32 protein-coding genes are annotated in these 23,712 nt (G+C 60.4%); 22 read left to right on the top strand and 10 right to left on the bottom strand.

Annotation, left to right across the window (positions count from 1 at the left end; all coding sequences use genetic code 11):
• The 6 genes from SJY36_RS17885 to SJY36_RS17860 are packed head-to-tail and all read right to left on the bottom strand — an operon-like array spanning window position 1 to window position 4,129.
• Entirely contained in the window at window positions 1–1,374 is a 1,374-nt protein-coding gene (locus SJY36_RS17885; RefSeq protein WP_037941759.1) for a M23 family metallopeptidase, read from the bottom strand.
• A complete protein-coding gene (locus tag SJY36_RS17880) occupies window positions 1,371–1,988 on the bottom strand; it encodes an SCO family protein (RefSeq protein WP_037941758.1) in 618 nt (205 codons plus the stop codon). The genes SJY36_RS17885 and SJY36_RS17880 overlap by 4 nt, the downstream gene beginning before the upstream one ends.
• A complete protein-coding gene (locus SJY36_RS17875) occupies window positions 1,988–2,455 on the bottom strand; it encodes a copper chaperone PCu(A)C (RefSeq protein WP_037941757.1) in 468 nt (155 codons plus the stop codon). Before SJY36_RS17875 ends, SJY36_RS17880 begins: the two co-directional genes overlap by 1 nt.
• 23 nt (window positions 2,456–2,478) lie before the next feature.
• On the bottom strand, window positions 2,479–3,138 hold the full coding sequence (locus SJY36_RS17870; RefSeq protein WP_037941756.1) for a thioredoxin domain-containing protein: 660 nt from the start codon (window positions 3,136–3,138) through the stop codon (window positions 2,479–2,481).
• Window positions 3,135–3,557, bottom strand: a complete 423-nt coding sequence (locus tag SJY36_RS17865; protein ID WP_037941754.1) for a disulfide bond formation protein B — start codon at window positions 3,555–3,557, stop codon at window positions 3,135–3,137. Before SJY36_RS17865 ends, SJY36_RS17870 begins: the two co-directional genes overlap by 4 nt.
• A 5-nt stretch (window positions 3,558–3,562) precedes the next feature.
• The gene (locus SJY36_RS17860) at window positions 3,563–4,129 is read right to left on the bottom strand and encodes an SCO family protein (protein ID WP_386176774.1); all 567 of its coding nucleotides are present in this window, start codon (window positions 4,127–4,129) and stop codon (window positions 3,563–3,565) included.
• A 207-nt stretch (window positions 4,130–4,336) separates the two neighbouring features.
• Here SJY36_RS17860 and SJY36_RS17855 point away from each other — a divergent pair, with 207 nt between their 5' ends.
• The 17 genes from SJY36_RS17855 to SJY36_RS17775 all read left to right on the top strand — a co-directional run bounded on the left by SJY36_RS17855 (window position 4,337) and on the right by SJY36_RS17775 (window position 14,731).
• Window positions 4,337–4,765, top strand: a complete 429-nt coding sequence (locus SJY36_RS17855) for a helix-turn-helix domain-containing protein (RefSeq protein ID WP_037941862.1) — start codon at window positions 4,337–4,339, stop codon at window positions 4,763–4,765.
• Between the two features lie 103 nt (window positions 4,766–4,868).
• The gene (locus SJY36_RS17850) at window positions 4,869–5,447 is read left to right on the top strand and encodes a cation transporter (protein ID WP_386176764.1); all 579 of its coding nucleotides are present in this window, start codon (window positions 4,869–4,871) and stop codon (window positions 5,445–5,447) included.
• Window positions 5,448–5,542: 95 nt separating this feature from the next.
• Complete coding sequence (locus SJY36_RS17845; protein WP_037941861.1) at window positions 5,543–6,298, top strand: transglutaminase family protein; 756 nt, start codon at window positions 5,543–5,545, stop codon at window positions 6,296–6,298.
• Window positions 6,288–7,253, top strand: coding sequence for a cation diffusion facilitator family transporter (locus SJY36_RS17840; protein ID WP_037941750.1), 966 nt, complete (start codon window positions 6,288–6,290; stop codon window positions 7,251–7,253). Before SJY36_RS17845 ends, SJY36_RS17840 begins: the two co-directional genes overlap by 11 nt.
• Window positions 7,225–7,587, top strand: coding sequence for an STAS/SEC14 domain-containing protein (locus SJY36_RS17835; protein WP_037941747.1), 363 nt, complete (start codon window positions 7,225–7,227; stop codon window positions 7,585–7,587). Before SJY36_RS17840 ends, SJY36_RS17835 begins: the two co-directional genes overlap by 29 nt.
• Before the next feature lie 221 nt (window positions 7,588–7,808).
• Window positions 7,809–8,162, top strand: a complete 354-nt coding sequence (locus SJY36_RS17830; RefSeq protein WP_037941746.1) for a hypothetical protein — start codon at window positions 7,809–7,811, stop codon at window positions 8,160–8,162.
• Window positions 8,163–8,345: 183 nt separating this feature from the next.
• Window positions 8,346–9,692, top strand: coding sequence for a multicopper oxidase family protein (locus SJY36_RS17825; protein ID WP_235183690.1), 1,347 nt, complete (start codon window positions 8,346–8,348; stop codon window positions 9,690–9,692).
• Window positions 9,693–9,711: 19 nt separating this feature from the next.
• Entirely contained in the window at window positions 9,712–10,185 is a 474-nt protein-coding gene (locus SJY36_RS17820; RefSeq protein ID WP_235602561.1) for a DUF411 domain-containing protein, read from the top strand.
• A 66-nt stretch (window positions 10,186–10,251) separates the two neighbouring features.
• A complete protein-coding gene (locus SJY36_RS17815; RefSeq protein WP_268874242.1) occupies window positions 10,252–10,386 on the top strand; it encodes a hypothetical protein in 135 nt (44 codons plus the stop codon).
• Window positions 10,387–10,588: 202 nt separating this feature from the next.
• A complete protein-coding gene (locus SJY36_RS17810; protein WP_240558221.1) occupies window positions 10,589–10,966 on the top strand; it encodes a cytochrome c in 378 nt (125 codons plus the stop codon).
• The gene (locus SJY36_RS17805) at window positions 10,963–11,559 is read left to right on the top strand and encodes a DsbE family thiol:disulfide interchange protein (RefSeq protein WP_037941739.1); all 597 of its coding nucleotides are present in this window, start codon (window positions 10,963–10,965) and stop codon (window positions 11,557–11,559) included. The genes SJY36_RS17810 and SJY36_RS17805 overlap by 4 nt, the downstream gene beginning before the upstream one ends.
• Window positions 11,556–12,068 (top strand): TlpA disulfide reductase family protein, encoded by a 513-nt coding sequence (locus SJY36_RS17800; protein ID WP_037941738.1) that lies wholly within the window; start codon window positions 11,556–11,558, stop codon window positions 12,066–12,068. The genes SJY36_RS17805 and SJY36_RS17800 overlap by 4 nt, the downstream gene beginning before the upstream one ends.
• Window positions 12,069–12,150: 82 nt before the next feature.
• Window positions 12,151–12,432 (top strand): hypothetical protein, encoded by a 282-nt coding sequence (locus SJY36_RS17795; RefSeq protein ID WP_037941737.1) that lies wholly within the window; start codon window positions 12,151–12,153, stop codon window positions 12,430–12,432.
• A 44-nt stretch (window positions 12,433–12,476) separates the two neighbouring features.
• Window positions 12,477–12,749, top strand: a complete 273-nt coding sequence (locus tag SJY36_RS17790) for a hypothetical protein (RefSeq protein WP_132998288.1) — start codon at window positions 12,477–12,479, stop codon at window positions 12,747–12,749.
• Window positions 12,750–12,810: 61 nt separating this feature from the next.
• Window positions 12,811–13,506 carry an SCO family protein gene (locus SJY36_RS17785; protein ID WP_340246777.1) on the top strand — a complete coding sequence of 232 codons (696 nt, stop codon included), beginning with the start codon at window positions 12,811–12,813 and terminating at the stop codon, window positions 13,504–13,506.
• The gene (locus tag SJY36_RS17780) at window positions 13,503–13,994 is read left to right on the top strand and encodes a hypothetical protein (protein ID WP_051843822.1); all 492 of its coding nucleotides are present in this window, start codon (window positions 13,503–13,505) and stop codon (window positions 13,992–13,994) included. The genes SJY36_RS17785 and SJY36_RS17780 overlap by 4 nt, the downstream gene beginning before the upstream one ends.
• Window positions 13,991–14,731, top strand: a complete 741-nt coding sequence (locus SJY36_RS17775; protein ID WP_037941734.1) for a cytochrome c biogenesis CcdA family protein — start codon at window positions 13,991–13,993, stop codon at window positions 14,729–14,731. Before SJY36_RS17780 ends, SJY36_RS17775 begins: the two co-directional genes overlap by 4 nt.
• Before the next feature lie 103 nt (window positions 14,732–14,834).
• On the opposite strand, the gene SJY36_RS17770 is transcribed toward SJY36_RS17775, so the two are convergent.
• The 4 genes from SJY36_RS17770 to SJY36_RS17755 form a co-directional block, all read right to left on the bottom strand.
• Window positions 14,835–15,599 (bottom strand): MauE/DoxX family redox-associated membrane protein, encoded by a 765-nt coding sequence (locus SJY36_RS17770; RefSeq protein ID WP_184583059.1) that lies wholly within the window; start codon window positions 15,597–15,599, stop codon window positions 14,835–14,837.
• A gap of 22 nt (window positions 15,600–15,621) precedes the next feature.
• Window positions 15,622–16,494: a DUF305 domain-containing protein gene (locus SJY36_RS17765; protein WP_037941732.1), complete on the bottom strand. Its 873-nt coding sequence runs from the start codon at window positions 16,492–16,494 to the stop codon at window positions 15,622–15,624.
• 132 nt (window positions 16,495–16,626) lie between these two features.
• The gene (cueR, locus tag SJY36_RS17760) at window positions 16,627–17,046 is read right to left on the bottom strand and encodes a Cu(I)-responsive transcriptional regulator (RefSeq protein WP_037941731.1); all 420 of its coding nucleotides are present in this window, start codon (window positions 17,044–17,046) and stop codon (window positions 16,627–16,629) included.
• An 18-nt stretch (window positions 17,047–17,064) separates the two neighbouring features.
• Window positions 17,065–19,572 carry a heavy metal translocating P-type ATPase gene (locus SJY36_RS17755; protein ID WP_386176763.1) on the bottom strand — a complete coding sequence of 836 codons (2,508 nt, stop codon included), beginning with the start codon at window positions 19,570–19,572 and terminating at the stop codon, window positions 17,065–17,067.
• 140 nt (window positions 19,573–19,712) lie between these two features.
• On the opposite strand from SJY36_RS17755, the gene SJY36_RS17750 reads away from it, so the two are divergent.
• From SJY36_RS17750 to SJY36_RS17730, 5 genes are all read left to right on the top strand, one after another.
• Window positions 19,713–19,913 carry a heavy-metal-associated domain-containing protein gene (locus SJY36_RS17750; RefSeq protein WP_037941729.1) on the top strand — a complete coding sequence of 67 codons (201 nt, stop codon included), beginning with the start codon at window positions 19,713–19,715 and terminating at the stop codon, window positions 19,911–19,913.
• Between the two features lie 198 nt (window positions 19,914–20,111).
• Entirely contained in the window at window positions 20,112–20,534 is a 423-nt protein-coding gene (locus SJY36_RS17745) for a hypothetical protein (protein WP_386176762.1), read from the top strand.
• 73 nt (window positions 20,535–20,607) lie between these two features.
• The gene (locus tag SJY36_RS17740; RefSeq protein ID WP_221227929.1) at window positions 20,608–20,829 is read left to right on the top strand and encodes a hypothetical protein; all 222 of its coding nucleotides are present in this window, start codon (window positions 20,608–20,610) and stop codon (window positions 20,827–20,829) included.
• Complete coding sequence (locus SJY36_RS17735; protein WP_243252145.1) at window positions 20,829–22,295, top strand: TolC family protein; 1,467 nt, start codon at window positions 20,829–20,831, stop codon at window positions 22,293–22,295. The genes SJY36_RS17740 and SJY36_RS17735 overlap by 1 nt, the downstream gene beginning before the upstream one ends.
• 11 nt (window positions 22,296–22,306) lie before the next feature.
• Window positions 22,307–23,665, top strand: coding sequence for a multicopper oxidase family protein (locus SJY36_RS17730; RefSeq protein WP_110476940.1), 1,359 nt, complete (start codon window positions 22,307–22,309; stop codon window positions 23,663–23,665).
• Window positions 23,666–23,712 lie beyond the last annotated feature (47 nt).

The raw sequence follows: 23,712 nt of genomic DNA, 5'->3' as shown, positions 1-23,712 counted from the left end.
TCAGAGCCTTTCGGTTGTCGTTTTGGCAATCTCGCTGCCGAGGTTTTCATTCAGAAGCGCGCGCGCCTCGGCCAGGCGGTAGAGCGCGGCGGTATCATCCGCTTCGCTCTCTGCTGCTTCGGCGAGCCGGTTGTCAGAGAGGGGGTCAGTCGGGCGCCCATCCACGAGAACTTCGTAGTGCAGGTTCGGACCTGTCGCCGTGCCAGTCGCGCCGACGCGGCCGATCACATCTCCCGCCGCAACGCGTTGGCCTTGTGCCAGGTCTTCCGGCACGGCGCTCAGATGCGCGTAGCGCGTCATGGTGTCGGAGCCGTGCAAGATTTCAACCACGCGACCATATCCGCCGCGCCAGCCGATGAAATTGACCCGCCCCGGTGCCGTCGCTTGAACCGGTGTCCCACGTGCCGCTGCGAAATCGACGCCGGTGTGCATCCGGACGTTGCCAAAGACCGGATGCGTTCGGCGCCCGAACACCGAGCTGAGGCGCGCACCCTCGACCGGCTGTGCGAAGACGCGCAGCACCTCGCCATCGACGTAGATCGTCGCCTGACCGCTTCCGTCGTCAGGCCATACGATCTCATAGAGCGAACCGCCGATCTCCAATGCCGCGAAGGCAAGATCGGGTTGTCCGATCCTGTCCTCGCCGACCCGCGCCTCGCGCCAGAGAAGCCTTAGTGTCTCGCCACCGGCCATCTCGCGGCGGAAATCCACGGTCCCACCCAGCATCTGCGCAAGGTCCACCGAAAAACGGGCGGGTATGCCGGCTTCGTCGAGTGCCGCGAAGATCGAGCTGTCGATCACGGCTTCGCCGGCAAGGGTTAAGATCTCCGGATCCGGAGCCACGACCTGCGTGGACAACTGCTCGCCGAAAACCACCTCGATCCGCACTCCGTCCTCGACGGCGAGTGAGACGATGCGGGGGCTGCCGTCCACGGTCGAAGCGACAGTGACCGAGTGCCCAGGCCGCAGCCGTCGCAGATCGTATTCCGCGCCAAGCGCGAGGGCAACTTCGGCTCTGTCAGGTGCCGCAAGTCCAGCTTCGGACAGCAAGAAATCGAGCGTCTCGCCAGGTGCAATGTCGCGCGACCACGTCGACAACGGTGGCTCGATCGCCCTTACCGGCCTGTCGGCAAACGCGACCTGCAGAAGGGGTAGGGGGCCGAGGTCGGGTGCATCCTCTGCCCATGCCGTCGCGGGCGGCGTCACGAGGATGTCAACGTTTCTAAAGGCTTCAGGACCTTGGGGCATCCAGCCACCTGCCTGAGCAAGTTCCGGTGGCGCGGGTTCTTTCGACATGAAATCAGAGATGGCGATAGCCGCTCCCGAAACCGTCCCCGCAATTGCGACACAAGCCGCCAAAGTTCTGAGCCTCATGTCGCCCCCTCCATTTCTTCTGCCAGCGCGCGGCGAATTTTCGGCACCGCGAATTCTCTGGGTTCGTGATAGTCGATCATGGTGACGAACCGCCCAGAGGCTGCGAATAGGAAGACGCTCGCGGTGTGGTTCATCGTGTAATCGCCGCTTTCCATCGGCACCCGCACGTAGGTGGCGCGGAAGCCGTCCGCGACGCGCGCGATCTGCTCTTCCGGTCCCGTCCAGCCACGTATCCCAGGATGGAAGTAGCCGACATATTCGGCCATCGTTTCGACAGTGTCGCGCTCGGGATCGACCGTGATGAAAACCACGTTCATCTCGTCGGCCTCGCCTCCCAGATCGTCGAGCCATCCCGAAATGTCCGAGAGCGTGGTCGGGCAGACATCGGGACAGTAGGTGAAGCCGAAGAACGCCATCGTCGGGCGACCGATCAGGGTTTCTGGCCCGACCGCGTTGCCCTCATGATCCGTCAGACGGAAATCCATCTCGGTCAGGGCGACAGGCCGCTGCCCGACAGGTTCCGGTCCATCGACCTGCCACCAACCGACGAAGAGCATCAGGGCGACCGCCCCGACACCAGCCGCGCCGTACCCCAAGATCGCCCGTCGCCGCATCAGTCCTCTGGCCCCCGCGCGGCTATTCCGAGGATCGGCACCTCGACCGTCACTTCGCCTCCGTCGTCGAAAAGCAGGGTCAGCGGAAAGGTGTCCCCTTCCGTCATCGGTTCTTGTAGCCGCATCAGCATTGCGTGCAGGCCCCCCGGTTCGAGCGCGACGCTCTCGCCCGGGGCGATCGCGATCTCCCCCGCCGGGCTCATGGAACTTACACCTTCGGCATTTGTCTTCGTCTCGTGGATTTCGGGCATCATCGCGAGCGGTGTGGCAAGGCCGGTCAGCGTCACTGGCTCGTCGCCAGTGTTGCGGATCGTCATGTAAGCGGCCCCGGGACGGTTCATCCCGATGGAGGCGCGGGACCACGCGTTCTCGACGACCACATCCTCGGGTCCGGCCAGCGCGGGCACCGAGAGCCCTCCAAGGGTCAAAAGCGCCGCCAGTGTGCTGGTCAAAATATACTTTTTCATCGTTCTGATCCTGCCCGTTGTATTCAGCTTTGCGCGGCAGCGACTTCGGCGGCCACCAGACGACGCAATTCTGCCTCCCCGAATGGATCGAGCGGCTTGCCGTTCACGAAGAATGTGGGCGTCTGGCGAATTCCCACGGTCTCGACGTCAGCACGATCCTGGTTCAGGATCGCCACGACATCGGGTGCCAGCATTTGCGTGCGCGCGGCCTCGGCATCGAGTCCGGCCGTGGCGGCGATCTGAAGGATCAAGCCAGGCGCCGGGGCACCGTGCGACGCCCATCTCGGCTGTTCCCGCAGAACGGCCTCAAGCACCGGCACGTAAACGTCCTGCATGCGCGCCGCCTCGAGCACGCGGATCGCTTCCTCGGATGCCGCGCCGTGGAAGGGCGTGTAGCGGATCACGACGCGGACAGCATCCCCATGCTCGGCCATGATGTCCTTCACGATGGGATGAAAGGCGCGACAGGCCTCGCAGGCCGGATCGAAGAATTCGACGATCGTGACGGGCGCCTCCGCAGGTCCGAGGATGGGCGAGTAGGGGCGGATCATCGCCTCAGCAAGTTCCGGAGCAACAGGCTCCGCTTCGGCCACCGGGCCGGGGCGGGTTGCAAACCAGGTGGCTCCGCCGAAACCGGCGACGCCGAGGGCGAGAACGGACAGGATCAGGCCGCGTCGGTTCATGTTCGTGTGTCCTTCAATGAAAGGGCCGACAGCGCCCCGATCAGCGCGAAGGCGACGAGCGCCATCAGCGGGATAGGGACGCCGAAGACCAGTTGGTTGTCATCGGTGCAAGAGGGGCCGGTGGCCGTGCAGGGCTGGATGCGTTCGGGAACAAGACCGACGTACAGCCCCATGTGCCACAGGGCGACTGCGCCGCCGCCAAGCGCCAATGCGATGCCGTAGCGCCCCACACGGCCGTCCCGCCACCACAGGCCCAGCCCGAGGATAATGGCCAAGGGGAACATGAAGGCGCGCTGGAACCAGCACAGCACACAGGGCGTCTGCCCCAGCACCTCGCCGATAAAAAGCACGGCAAGCGAGGCGACGAGCGCGATGATCCACGCCAGCCCGAGGGCTGTTTCTCCGGATATGCGGTTCATTTCGGTCAAATCCTCTCTTCCAGATCGGCGAGGATCTCTTTGGCGGAGGTGCCGTAGGGCCACGAGTTGGCGAAGCCTGCCTCGGGGTCGAAGAGGAACAGATGCGACGTGTGGCCCATGGTGTACCCATCCGGCGCTGCGGCCTCTTCGACGCGCTCAAAGAAGATTGGAAACGTCTCGGACGTGGCGGCGATCTGTTCCGGCGTGCCCGTCAGCCCAATGATGCCCGCATCGAACAGCGGGACGTATTTGGCGAGTGCTGGGGGCGTGTCTCGTTCAGGGTCGATTGTTATGAAAATCGGCTGGACCTCGGCGGCATCGTCGCCCAGACCGTCCATCACCGCCGCGACCTCAGATAGGGTCGTCGGGCAGACATCGGGGCAGTTGGTAAAGCCGAAAAACACCAGCATCCAGCGCCCCGCAAAGTCCTCCTCGGTTTGAACCATACCCCGGTGATCTGTCAGTTCGAATTCAGCGAAAAAAAGCGGCTCGGCGTCAGTTCGGGCGCTGTCGACACGATAGTCAGACCAGAGCAAAAGCCATACGAAGGCAAGCGCTGCCACGCCTGCCAAAACCCAAAGAAATTTCTGTGCCGATGTAAGGGACAATCCTGTGCGCCTGTTTGTGATTCTTATTGCATGTGCGGATACATCCTCTAGCCGCTAGAGGTTCAAGCACGAAATCATGGTATAGCTTGAACTCACGCGTCTGTGAATCCGGCACTTGTTTATTCCGACGGCAAAACCTACACAAACTATATCTTTTTCATGGAGGCGAAAATGCTCACGATCGGTACGCTGTCAAAGAAGACCGGCACAAAGGTGCAGACCATCCGGTACTACGAACAGATTGGGCTCATGCCCGAACCTGGCAGGACCGAAGGCGGACAGAGGCGCTACGACAATGCACAGCTCGACCGACTATCCTTCATCCGCCATTCGCGACAACTCGGTTTCTCGCTCGATGCGATCCGCGAGCTGCTCGACCTCAGCGACCATCCCAACCGACCCTGTGACGAAGCCGATGCGATCGCGCGCCGGCAGCTCAAACAGGTGGAGCAGCGCATGGCCCGCCTGAAGGCGCTGCGCACGGAACTGAAACGCATGGTTCACGAATGCAGCGGCGGGCGGATGGGAGATTGCAAGGTGCTTGAGGTGTTGCGGGACCATTCGGAATGCCTGACCGAGCACGAGGAAATCGGGGCCTGAAGGAATTCAGCCAACATTCCGGCTGGAACGCAGATCAGCCGCAGAAGTTAATGTGTCGTACAACACAAGCTGGAACCACAAAATGGCCGCTAGACAAGATTCAATGGAGAGACGGACGCTTTGGATCGTTCTGGCGCTCAATATCGGTTTGGCCGTGGCCTTTTTCGCAACAGGCGCCTTCGGCAACTCAAGTGCCCTGATCGCCAACGGGCTCGATAACCTCTCCGACAGCTTCGTCTACGCGATCAGCCTTTTCGCTTTGTCCCGATCCGACAAATGGAAACGCGGGGCGGCGAATGTTTCCGGTGGGCTGCTGATCCTGTTCGCTGCAGGCATCCTCTACGATGCGTGGCGCCGCTACATCGGCGGGTCAGATCCGCTCGGGACGATCATGATCGCCATGGCCCTGATTGCTGCGGCCATCAACGCAGTCTGCGTCTGGCTGCTCGCTAAGCTCAAGGATCCGGACGTCAACATCCGCGCGGCCAACACCTTCAGTTACAACGATTTCGCCGCGAACCTCGGAATCGTCGTGGCTGGCGGCCTCGTCGCCTGGCTAGGAACCAACTGGCCGGACCTCGTCGTCGGCGTGATTGTCGCCGGGATCGCGGCCTGGGGAGGTATCGACATTCTGCGCGACGCACACGGCGAACACCACAAAGCAGTTCATACGGGAAAGTAAATGCGGGAGATTCTTTCTGAAAGAAAGGATTGAAGCTACAGTGACTATAGCAATTAGTCTTATTCCAAGACGATTCGAGGAGCGACCCGTTGCAGATGACCGACCCCCTACTTGTACCCACCAAACTACTGAATTTTGATGCCGCGCCTCTTGCGCATCTAATTGAGAACCGCAGCTGGCGCGGCTTATCCGAATACGATCAGATCGGAGCTGCCTATGATTTCGTTCGGAATGAAATCGCGTTCGGATACAATCGAGCTGACGACATCCCCGCATCCGAAGTGCTTTCCGACGGCTACGGGCAGTGCAATACCAAAGGCACGCTCTTGATGGCGCTGCTGCGTGGTGTCGGCATTCGTTGCCGGTTGCATGGGTTTAAGATCCACAAAGGCTTGCAGCGCGGTGTTGTCCCTGAGCTGGTGTATCCGCTTGCTCCGCAGGAAATTCTCCACTCATGGGTAGAGATCGAATATCAAGGTGCCTGGATCAACCTTGAAGGCTTCATCTTGGATGACGCTTTCCTCAATGTCCTGCAAACGTCATTCTCGGACACAGAAAGTCTCTGCGGTTATGGCGCGGGCACGGATTGCCTTGGCGCGCCTCCCGTTGCCTGGAACGGAGAAGATACCTACATTCAGAAAACCGGCATCCTGCAAGATTTCGGCGTGTTTGATACGCCGGACGCCTTCTATTTGTCCCATGAGCAATCCTTTGGATGGCTGCGTGGTGCCCTTTACCGTCATATCATACGCCACTGGATGAATGCGCGCGTACGTGGTTTCCGCAGCGGCCGCCTCAAGACTGACCGACGCGCGACACACGCGCATGAGGAGCCTGCCAATGCCGCATGACCATGGGCACGCGCATATCGATCCGGATTCTGGCGATCGGCGGGTTGCCATCGCCATCTGGGCAAACGGGCTACTTACCATTGCGCAAGTCGTTGGGGGCATATTCTCGGGCAGTCTGGCACTGATCGCCGATGCGCTGCACAACTTTTCCGATATGGCCTCGCTTGTCATTGCCTTCGCCGCACGCAAGATCGCGCGCCGCCCAGCCGATGAGCGCATGACCTTCGGCTATGGCCGGGTCGAAATCGTCGCGGCCCTAATCAACTACACCACCCTCATCGTGATCGGCTTCTATCTGATCTACGAAGGCGGCATGCGCATGATTGATCCACCCGAAGTCATGGGTTGGACCGTCGTCATTCTCGGTGGAATTGCGCTTGTGGTCGACACGCTGACCGCAATGCTGACCTATTCGATGCAGAAGGGCAGCGTGAACATCCGCGCGCTTTTTCTGCATAACCTGTCGGACGCGCTTGCTTCGGTCGCGGTTATCGTCGGTGGATCACTGATCATCCTTTACGACATGCGTTGGGTTGATCCTGCCATCACCATCGGCATCGCGCTCTACATCCTGTATCTGTCTTTCACTGAAATAGGCGGCCCAATCCGAACCCTGATGCTCGGGAGCCCGCCGGACATCGACAACGAGGCCGTCGTCGAAGCGGTGCGAAAAGTCGAAGGCGTCGCCGACGTCCACCACGTCCATCTCTGGCAAATGCAAGAGCACGAGGCTGCGCTCGATTGTCATGTCGTCGTGGCAGCCGAGGGGTGGTCGAAGATCGAAGAGATCAAGAGCGCGATCAAGAAGCGGCTGAAGGAAGAGTTCGGCATCAGCCATTCCAGTCTCGAATTTGAGCACGAGGATCGCGCTCATCAGAACGCCGATCTCTACGGTCACGGCAACGCAAGTGAAAAGGAGAAGACCAATGTTCAAGGAAACGCTGACCGAGCATGATGATGTCATCGGGCTCGTCTGCGAAGGCAAGTTGACAGAGGCAGACTTCAAGAAAATGCACGCGCTGCTTCATGAACGTCTTGGAACAACCGATAATCCGGGTCTGGTTCTCGACCTTACAAGTTTCGAGGGCTACGAAGAGCCTTCGGCGATCTTGGAAGATCTGAAGATCGACACCGCCCACGTGAACGATTTCCGTCGCATAGCGGTTTTCGGAGAACGTAGATGGATGGAATGGGGCGCACGGGTGGTCAACCTACTGACGGGCTCCGAGATGCAGTGGTTCGAATCCAGCGATACCGAGTCCGCACTTGCGTGGGCGCGTGACGGGTAGCCAACAATTCTGCAAGAAAAGGACTAACTGAATTGGATATGGAATAATGCTTCTGGCGGATCCGGACCTACTACGTAGCGACTTTAACCGGGTACTGTGTGCCAATGTGCGATTCGAGTGAAATGAGATCCGCCTCAAGATCGTGAGGCTACAGGGGCATCACGTCTAAGTTACAGAATATCGCTTGACCTCCCCTTACTGGAAGGTGGCATAAGCGCCACATGATCCGCGTTTTTCGCCTTGTTTTGATTCTCATGCTGACTTTCGGCGCCGTGACTGCGCCGGATGCGTCGTCGGCAAGTATGTCGGACACGGCGATGGCGCAGATGGAAACTGCCGAAAGCGCCGATGGCCTCTGCAATGGTTGCGATCCCGCTGGATTTGCTGACGGTACTGCCTGTGAAGGTGGGTGTCCTGTTCCTTGCGGCTCCAGCGGTACTTCTGACCTCCTTGCCAAGATGCCGTCAGAGCGGCTCGCGATGCCCTTTGGTACTGCCATCCGGGGTGCCGAACCTTTGATCCCAGTCGGCGCAAATCCGTCGCTTGATCCGTTCCCTCCCAAACTGCCTGTTTGAACCTGATACCGGCCTCGCCTGCTGCGAGGCCTGATTGTTGCCTTGGCCGAAGCTGGCTGAGTGCGGCCCTTTCAGATCAAGGCAAATGCGATGATCCTCCACAGACCGATTTCACGAAGGCACGTGCTTCGCACAGGTGCCGCATTAACAGCCCTATCCGCTCTGTCACCTGCACGAATGGCGATGGCCGATCCAACTGGGGACCCATTCGTCCTACGCGCGGCATCCGGACAGGCCGCCCTGCGACCGTTGCCATACGGCCCGACTAATGTCTGGAGCTATAGCGGATCCGTCCCCGGTCCTGAAATCAGGGTCCGGCAAGGCGACCGTATCCGGGTTCTGGCTCAGAATGGGTTGGATGAAGGGACCACAATCCACTGGCATGGCATCCGCACGCCCAATGCGATGGACGGGGTGCCGTTCCTCACGCAGGACCCGATCCCCGTCGCGGGCGAATTCCTTTACGAATTCGATGCGCTGGATGCGGGCACGTTCTGGTACCATCCGCACCAGCGCAGTTCCGAACAGGTCGGACGCGGCCTTTACGGGCCGCTGATTGTCGAGGAAGCGGACCCGATCCGCGTGGATCGGGACCTGACCTGGATGCTGGACGACTGGCGCATGACCCGCGACGGACAGATTGCGGGTGACTTCGGCAGCCGCCACGACGCCATGCATGGCGGTCGTATCGGGAATTCCGTGACGATCAACGGTCAGATGCCGGAGCGCATTGCGGTGCGGTCCGGCGAACGTATCCGGCTGCGATTGATCAACACAGCGAACGCGCGGATTTTTGGGCTGGATTTCGGGGCTCTTGAGCCTGTCGTAGTCGCTTTGGACGGTCAGCCCGTGACGCCTCATGTCCCTGATAGCAACATCGTTGTGATCGGCCCGGCCATGCGTGTCGATCTGGTGATCGACATGACCGGCAAGCCTGGAGACGCCGTGACCGTCATCGATACCTTCTACGAGGGGCTCGAATACCGGCTGGTCGATCTTGCCTACGGACCGGACAGGTTGCGGGACGCGGTACCGGACTGGTCGATGGACCTGCCGCCCAACCCGCTGGTCGAACCGGACATGGCGTCGGCCGCGCGGCACCAGATCGTCTTCAACGGCGGAATGATGGGGCAGATGATGATGGGCAGCGGTATGGGGTCGATGATGGACCAGATGCGCGAGGGCAACATGTGGTTCATCAACGGAGAAGCCGCGACGGGTCATATGATGGACCCCTTGCTGGTCCTGCCGCAGGGCACGTCGCACGTGTTCGAGATGGATAATCGCACCGCCTGGCACCATCCGATCCATTTTCACGGGCATTCGTTCCGTGTGATCGCCCGCAACGGACAACCAACTCGGTATCGCGAATGGCAGGACACCGTCCTGATGGCACCCGAAGAACGGGTCGAGATCGCGTTCGCCGCGGACAATCCCGGTGACTGGATGTTCCATTGCCACATTCTGGAACACCAGGCGGCGGGCATGATGGGCGTCATCCGTGTCGAACCTGGCACGACCAAAACCTGAAACTCACACACTTAGGACCATGAAAATGAATGAACCGATAAAGAAGATACTTGGATTTGCCAGCCTCGGCACGGCAGGTGCCGTCGCCGTCCTTGCGATGAGCCTGAATGCCGCGCCTGCCGCGGCGCAGGAGGTCACGCTCTACAAGAACCCACAATGCGGATGTTGCGAGAGTTACGCGGACTATCTGCGCGAGAACGGTTTCACGGTGGAGGTGAAGCCGACCCACGATCTGGCGCAGATCAGCCGCGATGCGGGCATCCCGGATGACTTCCAAGGCTGCCATACAGGCTTTTTGGACGATTACGTCATCAGCGGCCACGTGCCGATTGATGTCGTCAACAGGCTGCTGGAAGAGCGCCCGGAAATTGCCGGTGTGACTCTTCCCGGCATGCCATTGGGGTCGCCGGGTATGGGCGGCGCGAAACAGGAGCCCTTCAAGATTTACACCGTCGAGGAAGGTCTGAGCCCGACCGTATATTCGGTCGAATGATCAATCGCGCGGTCTGGTGCGAATCCGTGCCAGACCGGTTTCAAGGGAAAACAAAGGATGGAATGCATGATGATGGACGGTGGAATGATGGGCGGCGGCATGATGATTGCGATGGGCGTCGTCTGGTTGCTGATCGTGGGTGTGCTGGTGCTCGCGGCGATCGCCTTGGTCAAATACATCCGTTCGGACAGCGGAAAATAGAAATGTGCCAGAATGCGGATTGAGGGTGCCAGCAGCGGCGACAGCCTGTTGTCGATGGGGTTGGTCTGGGCGCTTTGCGTCCTGCTTGTCCTGTCGTCGCTCGCGGCACTCATCGTCCTCTGTAGGTGGCTCGTAACAAGAAGGCGGAAACTTAGTGAAAAACACGATTAGGCTCTCGGCTGTCCTGCTCGCCACAACGGTTTTGCCGGTTGCGGCGCAGAGCGACGTGCGCATGGGTGAGCGCCTATATCAAGAGAATTGCGCCAGTTGCCATGGGGCGAACCTAGAGGGGCAGCTAGATTGGCGCTCCAGATTGCCGAACGGAAGGTTGCCTGCCCCACCGCACGACGCCTCCGGCCATACCTGGCATCACCCCGACCGCGTATTGTTCGACATCGTGAAACGCGGACCGGCGGCGATTGTCGGGAACGGGTACGAAAGCGACATGCCCGGATATGAGGATGTGCTGACAGACGATGAGATCACGGCGATCATCGACTACATCAAGAGCACATGGCCCAACCGGATCCGCGCGTCGCAGGAAAGCCGATCCCTTGCCGATGAGCAGGCGCAGCCATGACGGAAGAGGTCGAGAGAAATGCCGACCCTGTGTCGCGACGCAGAATCTCCGGGTTCGTGCTGGTGCCGCTGATAGCTTTTGCCCTCATGGTCCTGTTCAGTTGGGGGCTTTTTTGGGGTGGCGACGACTTGCCGTCGGCACTTCTCGGTAAACCCGTGCCCGACTTCGCGCTGCCCCCGGTGCTCGGCCGCGAAGAAGGTCTTTCGACGCAGGACCTGATCGGCCATGTCTCGCTGGTGAACGTCTTTGCCTCGTGGTGTGTGCCCTGCCGTGCCGAACATCCGCTGTTCATGGAGTTGAGCGCAACCGGTGAGGTGCCGCTCTACGGAATCAACTACAAGGACCCGCCCGATCAGGCGCGCGCCTGGCTCGACGAGTTGGGTGATCCCTACGCGCGCATCGGGGCCGACATCAACGGACGCGCCGGTATCGAATGGGGCGTCTATGGCGTGCCCGAAACCTACGTCATCGCGCCCGACGGCACCATAGCCTACCGCCATGTTGGTCCGATCACACGAGCAATCCTGCAGGAAACGCTGCTGCCGATCGTCCGTGACCACAAAACCCAATCCGCCAAGGAGAAAACGCCATGAAAAATCTGAAACCGGCGCTGATCGCCTGGGCACTGTCCGTCGGCGCGGCTTTCGCGACACCGCAAGGGTTTGCACTTCACGACACCCCGCAGCCTGTCGCCAATGTGCGCTACGATAAAGATGACGGCAGCCGCGGAGACATGGAAGATTTTCGCGGCAAGGTGATCCTCGTGAATGTCTGGGCAACCTGGTGCGTCCCCTGCCGCGAAGAGATGCCGACGCTCGATGCGCTTCAGGCGGAACTTGGCGGCGACGACTTCGAAGTGGTTGCCCTTTCCATCGACCGGGCCGGATCACAAATCGTTCGGCGTTTCTACGACGAGATCGGTGTCACCAATCTCAATATGTATGTCGACCAGACCATGCTTTCGATGACCGCGCTGCGCACCGTTGGCCTGCCGACGACGATCCTGATCGACGCGCAGGGGCGGGAGCTCGGGCGACTGGTCGGCCCGGCCGAATGGGATGATCCCGAGATGGTGTCCTTTTTGCGAAGCTTTATTGAATGAATTCCAGCAAAAGTCCACTGCTCACCCTTGACCTTCCAGTTACTGGAATGACTAGCTTTTAATCATCGAAAGGACTTTCCGGATGACCGAAATATCACCTTCCAACATTGCGGGTGCCGCCAACATCGAAAGCGCAGGAAATTGGCCCCGGTGGTTGACGCGCAGACGATTGCTGTTCGTCGGTGCGGCAACTGTGATGGGGGGCGGCATGGCCTTGAACTGGGGATGGCTCACCGCGATCGGGCTCGCGCCTGTTCTGGTCTCGCTGGCCCCCTGTGCCGCGATGTGCGGCTTGGGTCTGTGCATGAAGGGCGGGTCTGGAAAGGGCTGCTCCAAATCGCCGGAGGGGGCGTCTCCCGACTGAGCTCTTTCAATAACCACACGACCAACCAACCCAAGGAGAAAACCATGAGAAAAGCATTTAAAACCTTCGTCGTCGCAACAGCCCTTACCGCAAGTGCATTTGCCGTCAGCGCCCAAGAACAGACCACGTCGGAAACGGGCGAAATGATGCAGAATGAGGGGGCCATGCAAGGCGGCATGATGGACGGCGACATGATGGACATGATGAAGATGATGACCGAAATGAAACCCATGATGGAAGCCTGCACCGAGATGATGGCGTCCATGACCGAGAATATGGACGGCGGCATGATGCCTTCGCCAAATTCTGACGGCTAAATTGCCGAAAGTGCCTGTCGGTCTACGGATCGGCAGGCAAAAGTTTTGAAGGATTCAAGAATTGACAGCACTAACACGACGCGCCGCTTTGGCGATACTTGTGACCACGATTTCGTCTCCGGCCTTCGCCGATCATCCGGGTGAAAACCTGGATGCGCGCATGTTCGAGATGGAGCCCTACTTCCAAGCCATCGATGCAGCGCAGGCTCCGGGTTTCGAGCTGCAGGATTCCGAGGGGAGTCCCGTGCGCTTGTCGGATTTTAGCGACAAGGTGGTCATCCTGCACTTCATCTACGCCAACTGCCCGGATGTCTGCCCGCTCCACTCCCAAAAGATCGCGGCCATACAGGCCTCGATCAACGACGGGCCGATGAAGGATTTAGTGCAGTTCATCTCGATCACGACCGATCCGGTGAACGACACGCCGGACGTGCTGCGCGATTACGCGGATCGGCATGGGTTCGATCAAAGCAACTGGGTCATTTTGACCAAGCAGCCCGATCAGGCTGAAGACACCACGCGCCTTCTGGCGCGGGACTTTGGGCTTGAGTTCACGATGACCGCCGACAGCGACATGATGATGCACGGGGCAGTCACTCATGTCTTGGATATCGGTGGGCGGTTCGCCGCAAAATTCCATGGCATGGAGTTCAAGAACGTGAACCTGATCCTCTATGTCAGCGAGTTGATCAACAATGCCCAGCATCGACGCCGGGAGCTCAGCTGGTGGGACCGGCTGACAGGTGTGTTTCAATGAGTGTCGTCGCGACTGGCGTCAGGCTGTCCTTAACAGACGGAATTTCCCTGACAGCTCTGCGTCGGTATTTTGCGGTGATCATCCCGGCCAACTTGTTCTGGGAGTTCGCGCATATGCCGCTCTACACGATCTGGAACGAGGGCACTTGGGGTGAGATCGTTTTCGCAGCCGTCCATTGCACGGGTGGTGATATCCTGATCGCCATGAGCGCGCTGATGCTTGCCCTCATGCTGACGGGCCAGGGCTGGCCTCTGGTCGCCTCCACGCGGCGGTCTGTGACCGTCCTGACGGTGGTGTTCGGGCTGGGATACACGCTGTTCAGTGAATGGCTCAACATCGTGATCCGTGAGGCATGGGCCTATTCGGACCTGATGCCGATCATTCCGATCCTCGATGCGGGCCTGTCACCTGTTTTGCAATGGATGGTGGTCCCGCTGGTCGCGTTCTGGTGGGCCGTGTGGCCCTTCAGCACCGAGCGTGATGTATGATGGATATTTCCGGCATCGGCATTTTCGCGGCATTCCTGGCGGGAGCCATCTCTTTCCTATCACCCTGCGTCCTGCCGCTGGTGCCGGGCTACGTATCCTATATCGCGGGTCAGCCGGATTTGCGCACGACGCGGTCGGTCGGCTTGCGGGCGCGCGCCGGGGCGCTCGGGTTGAGTGCCTGCTTTGTCCTGGGCTTTTCGACGGTCTTCGTCGCCCTCGGGGCCGGGGCCAGCGCGCTCGGATCCCTGCTGCTGACATGGCGCTCCGAGCTCAACTTTCTCGGCGGCGCGATCATCATTCTGTTCGGACTGGTCATGCTGGGTGTCTTTCGTCTGGAGACGTTCTCGCGCGATACCCGTTTCAATCTCGACATTCCCGGCGGTCGCCCGTTTGGGGCCTACGTGCTGGGACTGGCCTTCGCCTTTGGCTGGACACCCTGTATAGGACCGATCCTCGGCGCGATCCTGACACTCAGTTCGACGTCCGGCGGCATGTCGGACGGCATCTGGCTGCTGTCGATCTATTCCGCGGGGCTGGGGGTGCCGTTCCTGTTGGCGGCGCTGTTCACCGACGCCATCGCCGCGCGGGTCAGGCAGATCGGCAAGGCCGGTCGCTGGCTCTACAAGGGCGCGGGTGTTGCCATGATCATCATGGGCATTGCCATCATGACCGGGCAATTGTCACGGTTTGCCTATTGGTTGCTGGGGACGTTTCCCTTTCTCGCGACGATCGGCTGACGAACCTCGAACCAGCTCTTGGCGCGATGGCTGGTAGGTGAGGATCATCTCCACCACTCAGCAAGGTCGTACACGCCGCGCCTCTGTAGAGGTCGCGGGGCCGTCAGCCGATCAGGTAGACCCGGATCGGCATCCAGATACCCATGACCATCATCATCAGGTTCTCGGTGAGCGAGACGAACCCTAGTGGCACGTTGCTGTCGCCCCCGACGCAGGCGCATTTCAACTCGCGCTTGTCGATGTACACGGCCTTGAAGACCGAAACCGCGCCGACGGTGCCGATGAACAAGGCCACGGGTGCCGACAGCCAGGTGAGCGCCCCGGCGACCATGAGGATACCGGCGAAGGCCTCTCCGAAGGGATAGAGATAGCCGTAGCGCACCCAGCGGCGCGCCAGCAGGTCGTAATTCAGGAACATGGTCGAAAAGCTCTCGACATCCTGAAGCTTCTGCACTGCAAGCAAGCACATCGAGATCGAGACGAACCATTCCAGCGCGCGCAGGCTGAGGATGGTTCCAAAGCTGTACCATGACAGGCCGAGCGCCATCAGAAACGCGACGGCAAAGATCGCGATCACCGGCCGATAGGAGGTGTCCGAGCGCTCGCTTTCCGGCGCGTCGAGGCCGAAATGGACCCGCAGATCGTCGTAGCCGCCAATCCGCTTGTCGCCGATCCAGGTCTGCGGCGTGGTCTCGACCCCGTGCTTTTCCATGAAGGCATCGGTTTCCTCGCGTGTCGTCAGGTGATGATCCTCAACCTCGTACCCTTCGCGTTCGAGCAGGTCCTTGGACTTCAGGCCATAGGGGCAAAGATGATCCGGCATGACCATCCGGTAGAGTTGGGCTGATTTCGATGCGTCATTCGGCATAGTGTTTCCTCCAGTTTCTGGTTCAGGCACCGCAACCGTAATATCCGCGATACCCTGCACGCAGACCGGACCCAAGTTCGAGAACGAGATCGGCGTCCTGCATTTCGCCACTATTTGCGTCCAATGTGCCGGTTCCGCTCGGCGCGCTCAACGCCACTGTCATGCCTTCCGTGCCCCAAGTGCTTCCGGCGTCGCCAGCCTCCAGCCGCACCAGATCGCCGCTGATCTTGGCGAGAGCTACACTCCCACCGTCGATGCGGCCCACCGCCAGCGCAGGCCTGCTTGTGGTGGTGTAGGTGAACGTGCACGCCGCGCCGCCGGGAAACATCTGCGCAATGTCCTCCGTAGTAAGAAATTCGAGGTCGAGAATGGCGATTTCCGGGGTTGATAGCGCCTCGTCAAGGCTCATGATCTGCGTCGGTCCGCTTTCTGACTGTGCCAGACTGTCACCGTTGGCGTCGATATCGTTCACCAGATAACGCATCTCGGCGATTTCCTTGTCCTGCGCATAGATGATCTCATCCGCCAGCTTGCGCACGCGCGGGTCCGAGATATCGGCGCGGCTGGAGGTCATGATCGCGATCGAGTGGTGCGGAATCATTGCCCGCATGTAGCTGGTGTCGCCCACCGTCACCTGGCTGCGGACCAGCCAAAGCGAGGCGGCAAAGACCACGGCGGCACCGATGAAGAAGGCGGCGTTAGCCATCTTGCTGGAATACATCGACAGCATGAAGCCCAGCATGATGATCGCCATGGTGGCACCCATCAGGAGAGCCATGTAGGCCCGCGTTTCCGACCAGAACACATGCGTCCAGAGGTAGGTATTGAGATACATCAGACCGAACATGACGACGGTAGATGTGGCGATCATCGCGAAAAAGCGGCCATATGACATGAAGTTGTCCTCTCTCGAAATCGTGAAGTCTAGAGGTGGAACAACTTTCCCGCGCTGGAATGTTCCGAAATAGCTGCAGCCAGTCGCACCTTGTGGGTGGCGCTGCCCGCTGCGGGACGTATCTAAGCCCGCTTAATCCGCTGCCCTGGCGGTCCGGGTCTTATCCTCTTCCATAGCCAGATCTGCGAGAATCGGACAATTAGGCCTGTGATCGCCAGCGCAGGCATCGACAAGGTGCGACAACGTCGCGCGCATCTCGGTCAGTTCTGCGATTTTCCGGTCGATCCGGTCGAGGTGTTCCTCGGCGATCTGCTTGACCTCCGCGCTGGCGCGGTCGGTATCGGCATAGAGTTTCAGCAGGCTCCGGCAGTCCTCGATTGTGAAGCCAAGCGCACGCGCTCGCCCGAGAAACGCCAGCTTGTGGACGTCGCTCTGCCGAAAGCTGCGATAACCGTTCGCGCTGCGCAGCGGCTCGACCAGCCCGATGTCCTCGTAGTAGCGGATGGTCTTCGCAGGAAGGCCGGACAGGTCGGCCACGTCTCCGATATTCATGATCGTTTTCTCCTTGTTTCATTCTGCCGGGAGGGGGGACATGCGGGGGGCAGTCGCGGCCTTCGCCGCGTCGTCCATCGCCGGGCGGACACGGCGCAGGCGCAGCGCGTTCGTCAGTACGAAGACCGAGCTGAGCGCCATTGCCCCAGCCGCCAGCACCGGCGACAGCAGCAGGCCCGACACCGGGTAGAGCAGCCCCGCCGCCACCGGAATGAGGGCCACGTTATAGCCGAAGGCCCAGAACAGGTTCTGGCGGATGTTGCGCATCGTACGCCGCGACACTTCCAGCGCGTTGACCACGCCGCGCAAATCGCCCGACATCAGCACCACATCGGCGGATTCGATGGCGACGTCGGTGCCGGTGCCGATGGCGATGCCCACGTCCGCATGGGCAAGCGCGGGCGCATCGTTGATGCCGTCGCCGACAAAGGCGATGTGCTGGCCCGTGCCGCGCAGATCGTCCAATGCCGCGACCTTGCCATCCGGCAGCACACCCGCGATCACATGGTCGATGCCGGTCTCGCGCGCGATGGCTTCTGCCGTCTCGCGCTTGTCGCCGGTGATCATGGCAACCTTCAGGCCCAGATCGTGCAGCGCCCGGATGGCTGCCGCGCTGGACCGCTTCACCGGATCGGCCACGGCGATGACGGCGGCAACGCGTCCGTCGATGGCGGCGTAAAGCGCGGTGCGGCCCCGTTCGGCCAGGCGGCGCTCTTCGTCGGCCAACGCACCGATGTCCAGCCCTTCGTGCGTCATCAAACGGTCGGCCCCCACCAGCACGTCATGGCCCGAAACCTTTGCCCGGACACCGTAGCCGGTGATGGAGGTGAATTTCTGCGCGTCGTGACGGGCAACGCCCTCGGCCTCCGCCGCCCGCAGGATGGCCTCGGCGATGGGATGTTCCGACTGCGCCTCGACCGCCGCGATCAGCGCCAGCACCTCGGCGCGGTCAAAGCCGTCGGCCAGCACCAGATCGGTCAGCTCGGGGCGGCCTTCGGTCACCGTGCCGGTCTTGTCCAGCGCCACCACATCCACTGTCGAAAGCTGTTGCAGCGCATCGCCCTTGCGGAACAGCACGCCCATTTCGGCGGCGCGCCCTGTGCCCACCATGATCGAGGTCGGTGTAGCGAGCCCCATCGCGCAGGGGCAGGCGATGATCAGGACCGAAACACCGGCGACCATCGCAAAGGACAGGGCGGGTGACGGCCCGGCCAGCAGCCAGACCAAGACGGTCAGGGCGGCAAAAGCCATGACCGCGGGCACAAACCACAGAGTGATCCGGTCGACCAGCCCCTGGATCGGCAACTTCGCCCCCTGCGCCTCTTCGACCATGCGGATGATCCGGGCCAGCGTCGTATCCGCCCCCACTCGCGTCGCGCGGAACCGAAAGGCACCGGAGCCGTTGACCGTCCCGCCTGTGACGGGGTCGCCCACCGACTTGGCAACCGGCACCGGTTCGCCGGTGATCATGCTCTCATCGACACGCGCGCTGCCTTCGGTCACCTCGCCGTCCACCGCGATCCGCTCTCCGGGACGCACCAACAGGATGTCGCCCGCAGTGATACGTTCGATAGCCACGTCCTGCGGCTCTCCGCCCACCACCACTCGTGCGGTCTTGGCCTGAAGGCCTAGCAGCTTATGGATCGCGGCCCCGGCCCGGCCCTTTGCGCGGGCTTCCAGCCAGCGGCCCAGCAGGATCAGCACGACAATGACCGCCGCCGCCTCGAAATAGACCGCGCGCGACCCTTCGGGCAGCAGCGCGGGCGCGAAGAGCGCCACGAGGGAATAGAGATAGGCCGCCGAGGTGCCGACAGCGACAAGGCTGTTCATGTCCGGTGCGCCCTTGAGCAGCGCGGGAAACCCGAGCGTGTAGAAGCTGCGCCCCGGCCAGAACAGGACCACGGTGGTCAGACCGAACTGGATCAGCCAGCTGGCCCGGTGGCCAATGGTTTCGCCGATCAGGCCATGCATCCCGGGGATCAGGTGCGCGCCCATTTCCAGCAGGAACACCGGCAGGGCGAGGGCCGCCGCCATAGCGGTCCTGCGGGCCAGCCTGCGCGCCTCTTCATCCTTGCGGGCACTCGTGTCTTCCCGCGCGCTGTCCTGCGGCAGGGTCGCGGGATAGCCTGCGTCAACCGCCGCCTTGAGCAGGTCGGCGACCACGACCGCGCCTTCGAGATAAGTCACCGTGGCGGTTTCCGAGGCCAGATTGACGTTCACGTCCAGCACGCCCGGCATCGCCGCCAGCGCCTTGTCCACCCGCCCGACGCAGGACGCGCAGGACATGGAGGCCACGTTCAGACGAACGCTCTGAGTCCGGACGGGATAGCCGATCTCTTCCAACTTCTCGACGATGTCCGAGATGCGCTCCGGCCCGTCGATCTGCGCCTGGGCCGTCTCGCTGGCGAGGTTGACGCGAACGTCGCTGACACCCGGCAGGCCGGAAAGCCCACGCTCCACCCGCCCAACGCAAGAGGCGCAGGACATGTTTTGAAGGGAAATTCGGACGTTGTGTGGACCGGACATGGAAATCTCCTGATTCTGATCCTCCGAGAGATAAGGGTTCCATTCGCTGGAAGGTCAACAGGTGCATCGAGAAATTTTTTCGGGCATTGACCTTCCCATAGGGGAACGCCCTAGGTAGCAGCAGCAAGAAGGAGATCGTGATGATCAGGTTCAGCGTGCCGGACATGAACTGCGGACATTGCACCGCGTCGATAAAGAAGGCCATTGTGACGATAGACCCACACGCGACTGTCACCTGTGACCTGACTGCGCGTTCCGTCGAGGTAGATAGCGCATTGGATGAAAGCGCTCTGAAGGCAGCGATTCACGATGCGGGCTACGGATCGGAAAGACTGACTTAGTCCCGTCAATTCCAGTCATTAAAGACATACTCCCTGCCATTTTCGCTTCTTCTGTCTGAATGGTGAACGTTGCTATGTACCTATTGCGCAACAGTTTTGAGCGCTTGCAGCGAGAATTCGCCTGCCTCGCTAGAATGTGCCAAACCTTCCCGCGCTGTAAGCGTTGACTAATTTGTCAAAACGTCCAAGTTTCCGTTCATGAGAATGCGTGTCGCCACTTCGGTATGGGTGAAATTCCTCACTTGCTTCGCTTTTGCGTTGGCTCTGGTTCTGTCTCCACCTTCTGCGGCACACGCGGCCTCGGGAATGCATGATGGTCAGCATTCTGGATCGATCAGCGCCCTTCTCAGCGAACCGACTGTTGGTCAGGGAACTGATATCCACGCCGACCACATGAAACACCCGGCGACAGTTGACGTGGATGACATATCCTCCGACATTGGTGAAACAGAGCATCAATCAACTCAGTGTTGTAACGGAATATGCATTTCTGTCGTCATTCCAGACGCAGACTTGGTATTCCCGGATCCTATTGCTGCGAAAGAATATATGATCCTGAGCGGTCAGACGCATTCCGTCGAAACATCAGGGTTTCTGCGGCCCCCTCAATTCCTGATCTGAAACGGCGCCCAATCCGGGTGTGAGCCTTGCGCAGACTCTGCGTGAGACATCGTTCATCAATCAGGATACCTTCATGAAAATTCATCTACTTATGGGGGCTTCGGCCCTCGGGCTTGGCGCATGCGCCTATGAGCCTACCCCTTTGCCCTCCGTTGCGACACAACAGGCTGTCGTCAACGCGACCGTTTCGTCTCCGATCAGCTATCAAGATCCATTGGCTGGCTACACCTATCGTGGTCCGACCGGCCCCCGTGATTGGCGGTCTGTCAATCAAGAGCAGACGGAGGGCAACTGATGCGGGTATCTAAGATTCCGCTGGTTCTTGGCTTGCCACTTTTCTTGGGTGCCTGCGCAACCGCAGTACCGGGAAGCTACACCGAACCGAAGGCCGGTTTTGCCAATGTGGCCAGCCAGATCACGCCAGCGATCGGCAAACGGACCGTGTTTGCGGAAACGCAGGCCGAAAACGAAGCTCTCAAGAAACAGGTGCACAGCATGGTGCATCAGAAGACGATCTCGGCCGATACGGCGGTTCAGGTTGCGTTGCTGAACAATAAGGGTCTGCAAGCGTCTTACGTCAATGTTGGCCTCTCGGCCGCTGAGGCCTGGCAGCAATCGACGCCGGAAAACCCGATCGTCTCAATTGGCGTCCTGGGAATCGGTGCGCCTGAGCTCGGTGCCTACAGGGCGATAGAAGGGCTGATCCGGTCGAACGTCCTCGATGCCACCACGCGCAAACAGCGCATGGCCATTGCTGATGCAAGCTTCCGGCAGGCTCAGCTTGGTGCGGTTAATGACACCCTCGCGCTGGCCAATCAGACGCGAAAGGCATGGGTCGATGCAGTCGCCGCCTTCGAGGCAGTGAGCTATCTGCGGCGCGCGAAAGCGACCTCTGACGCCGGCTCTGAACTGGCGATGAGGTTGGGCGAGACCGGCGCACTCAACAAAGCTGGGCAGGCCCGCGAACAGGCATTCAATGCCGAACTGGCGGGGCAACTTGCACAGGCACGATTGAACGCCACTCGGTCCAAGGAGGCTTTGACCAGGTTGATGGGCCTCTGGGGCACCGAAGTCGATTATTATGTGCCAGATGCCCTTCCTGCACTGCCGCGTTCTGTCGGCCGTGTGACCGACATCGAGGCCAAGGCGCTAAGAAATCGGGTGGATCTGCGTGTTGCCAAACTTGGCCTGGAAGCGCAGGCCAAGGCGTTTGGTCTGACCGACCAGACCCGCATTGTCAGCGATCTGGAGATCGTTGCGGGAGCCGAATTTGAGCGTGAAGTTGAAGGCAGTGGCGACATTGAAACCAAGACTTTGCCTCAGGTGGAAGTGGAGTTCGCGATCCCGATCTACGACACCGGCAAGGCCCGGATGCGCAAGGCGGAATTGTCTTATCTTCAAGCGGCCAACGTGCTCGCAGAGAAGGCCGTGAACGTCCGGTCTGAAGCGCGCGGTGCTGAAGCCTCTTATCATGCCGCATACAAAATCGCTCGCCACTACCGCGACGTTCTGGTGCCGCTACGCACGACCGTCGAAGAAGAGGGTTTGCTGTCCTACAACGGCATGATCACCAACACTTTCGAGCTGCTGACTGATGTGCGCGAGAAACTTGCCGCATCCCTGGAAGCGGCAAACGCAAAACGCGAGTTCTACATGGCACAGGCCGATCTGACCGCTGCGATCTATGGCGGCGGCGAAGGCGGTGGTGGTGCTGGTGGAGAAGGCGCAACGCTTGCCGCCGGTGGCGGCGCAGGACACTGAAAGGAACTGACATGTTGAACAGACGTCAATTACTCGGAGCCGGCGCCGCAGGTGCAACGCTGGTCTCTTCAAAAGCCTGGGGTCAAACCCTGAACATGGGCCTGCCCGAAGCCGCGCAGATGGACAGTGCGGCAACGGCGATTACGGCGCGTCCGTCGTCAGGGCCAGACTACACACCTGTGGTCACGCTGAACGGGTGGACCCTTCCGCACCGGATGAACAACGGGGTCAAGGAATTTCACCTCGTCGCCGAACCGGTAGAGCGCGAACTTGCAGACGGGATGATCGCGCATTTGTGGGGTTACAACGGCCAGTCCACCGGTCCAACGATCGAAGCAGTCGAAGGCGACCGGGTCCGCATCTACGTCACCAACAAGCTGCCGGAAGGCACCACCGTGCATTGGCACGGGCTCATCCTGCCCTCGGGCATGGATGGGGTCTCCGGGTTGAGTCATCCCAGCATCCCGCCAGGAAAAACGTTTGTCTACGAATTCGACTTGGTGAAGTCCGGCACGTTCATGTACCACCCCCATGGCGACGAAATGACCCAGATGGCGATGGGGATGATGGGCATGTTCGTGGTCCACCCCAAGGATCCCACCTTCATGCCGGTGGATCGCGATTTTCTGATCATGCTGAATGCCTTTGACATCGATCCCGGCACATACGTGCCCCGCATCATGACGATGACGGACTTCAACCTGTGGACGTGGAACAGTCGGATCTTCCCCGACATCGATCCGCTGGTCGTGAACAAGGGCGACAAGGTGCGAGTACGCGTCGGCAACCTCACGATGACAAACCACCCGATCCACATGCACGGCTATGACTTCAAGGTCACCTGCACGGATGGTGGCTGGGTGCCGCCAGAAGCGCAATGGCCGGAGGTCAGCATCGACATCCCCGTGGGCGCGATGCGCGCCTATGAGTTCGTCGCAGACCATCTGGGTGACTGGGCGATTCACTGCCACAAGTCGCACCACACGATGAATGCCATGGGTCACGATGTGCCGACATTCATCGGGGTCAACAAGAAGCCGCTGACCCAGAAGATCCGTCAGTTCCAGCCGGAATACATGCCCATGGGCATGTCCGGCATGGGGGACATGGCGAAAATGGAAATGCCGCTGCCTGACAACACGATCCCGATGATGACGGGTTGGGGGCCCTACGGCCCCATCGAGATGGGCGGCATGTTTTCGGTCGTAAAGGTGCGGGACGGCATCGACGCGGACGATTACTCCGATCCCGGCTGGTACGAAAATCCTCCGGGCGAGATGGCCTACGAATGGACCGGCGAATTGCCCGAATTCGCGTCGAACAACAGTCCCAAGACCATTCTCACACCAAAACCAAACTCGAAGGGCTGAACGGCCCTTCATCGACTCCAAGCAAACCAAACCTACAGGAAAACCAA

The sequence above is a fragment of the Sulfitobacter sp. R86518 genome (assembly GCF_042466275.1).
GTDB classification, from domain to species: Bacteria; Pseudomonadota; Alphaproteobacteria; order Rhodobacterales; family Rhodobacteraceae; genus Sulfitobacter; species Sulfitobacter pontiacus.
Note: the sequence above shows the minus strand (reverse complement) of the source record. Positions and strands in the feature narration are given on the sequence as shown.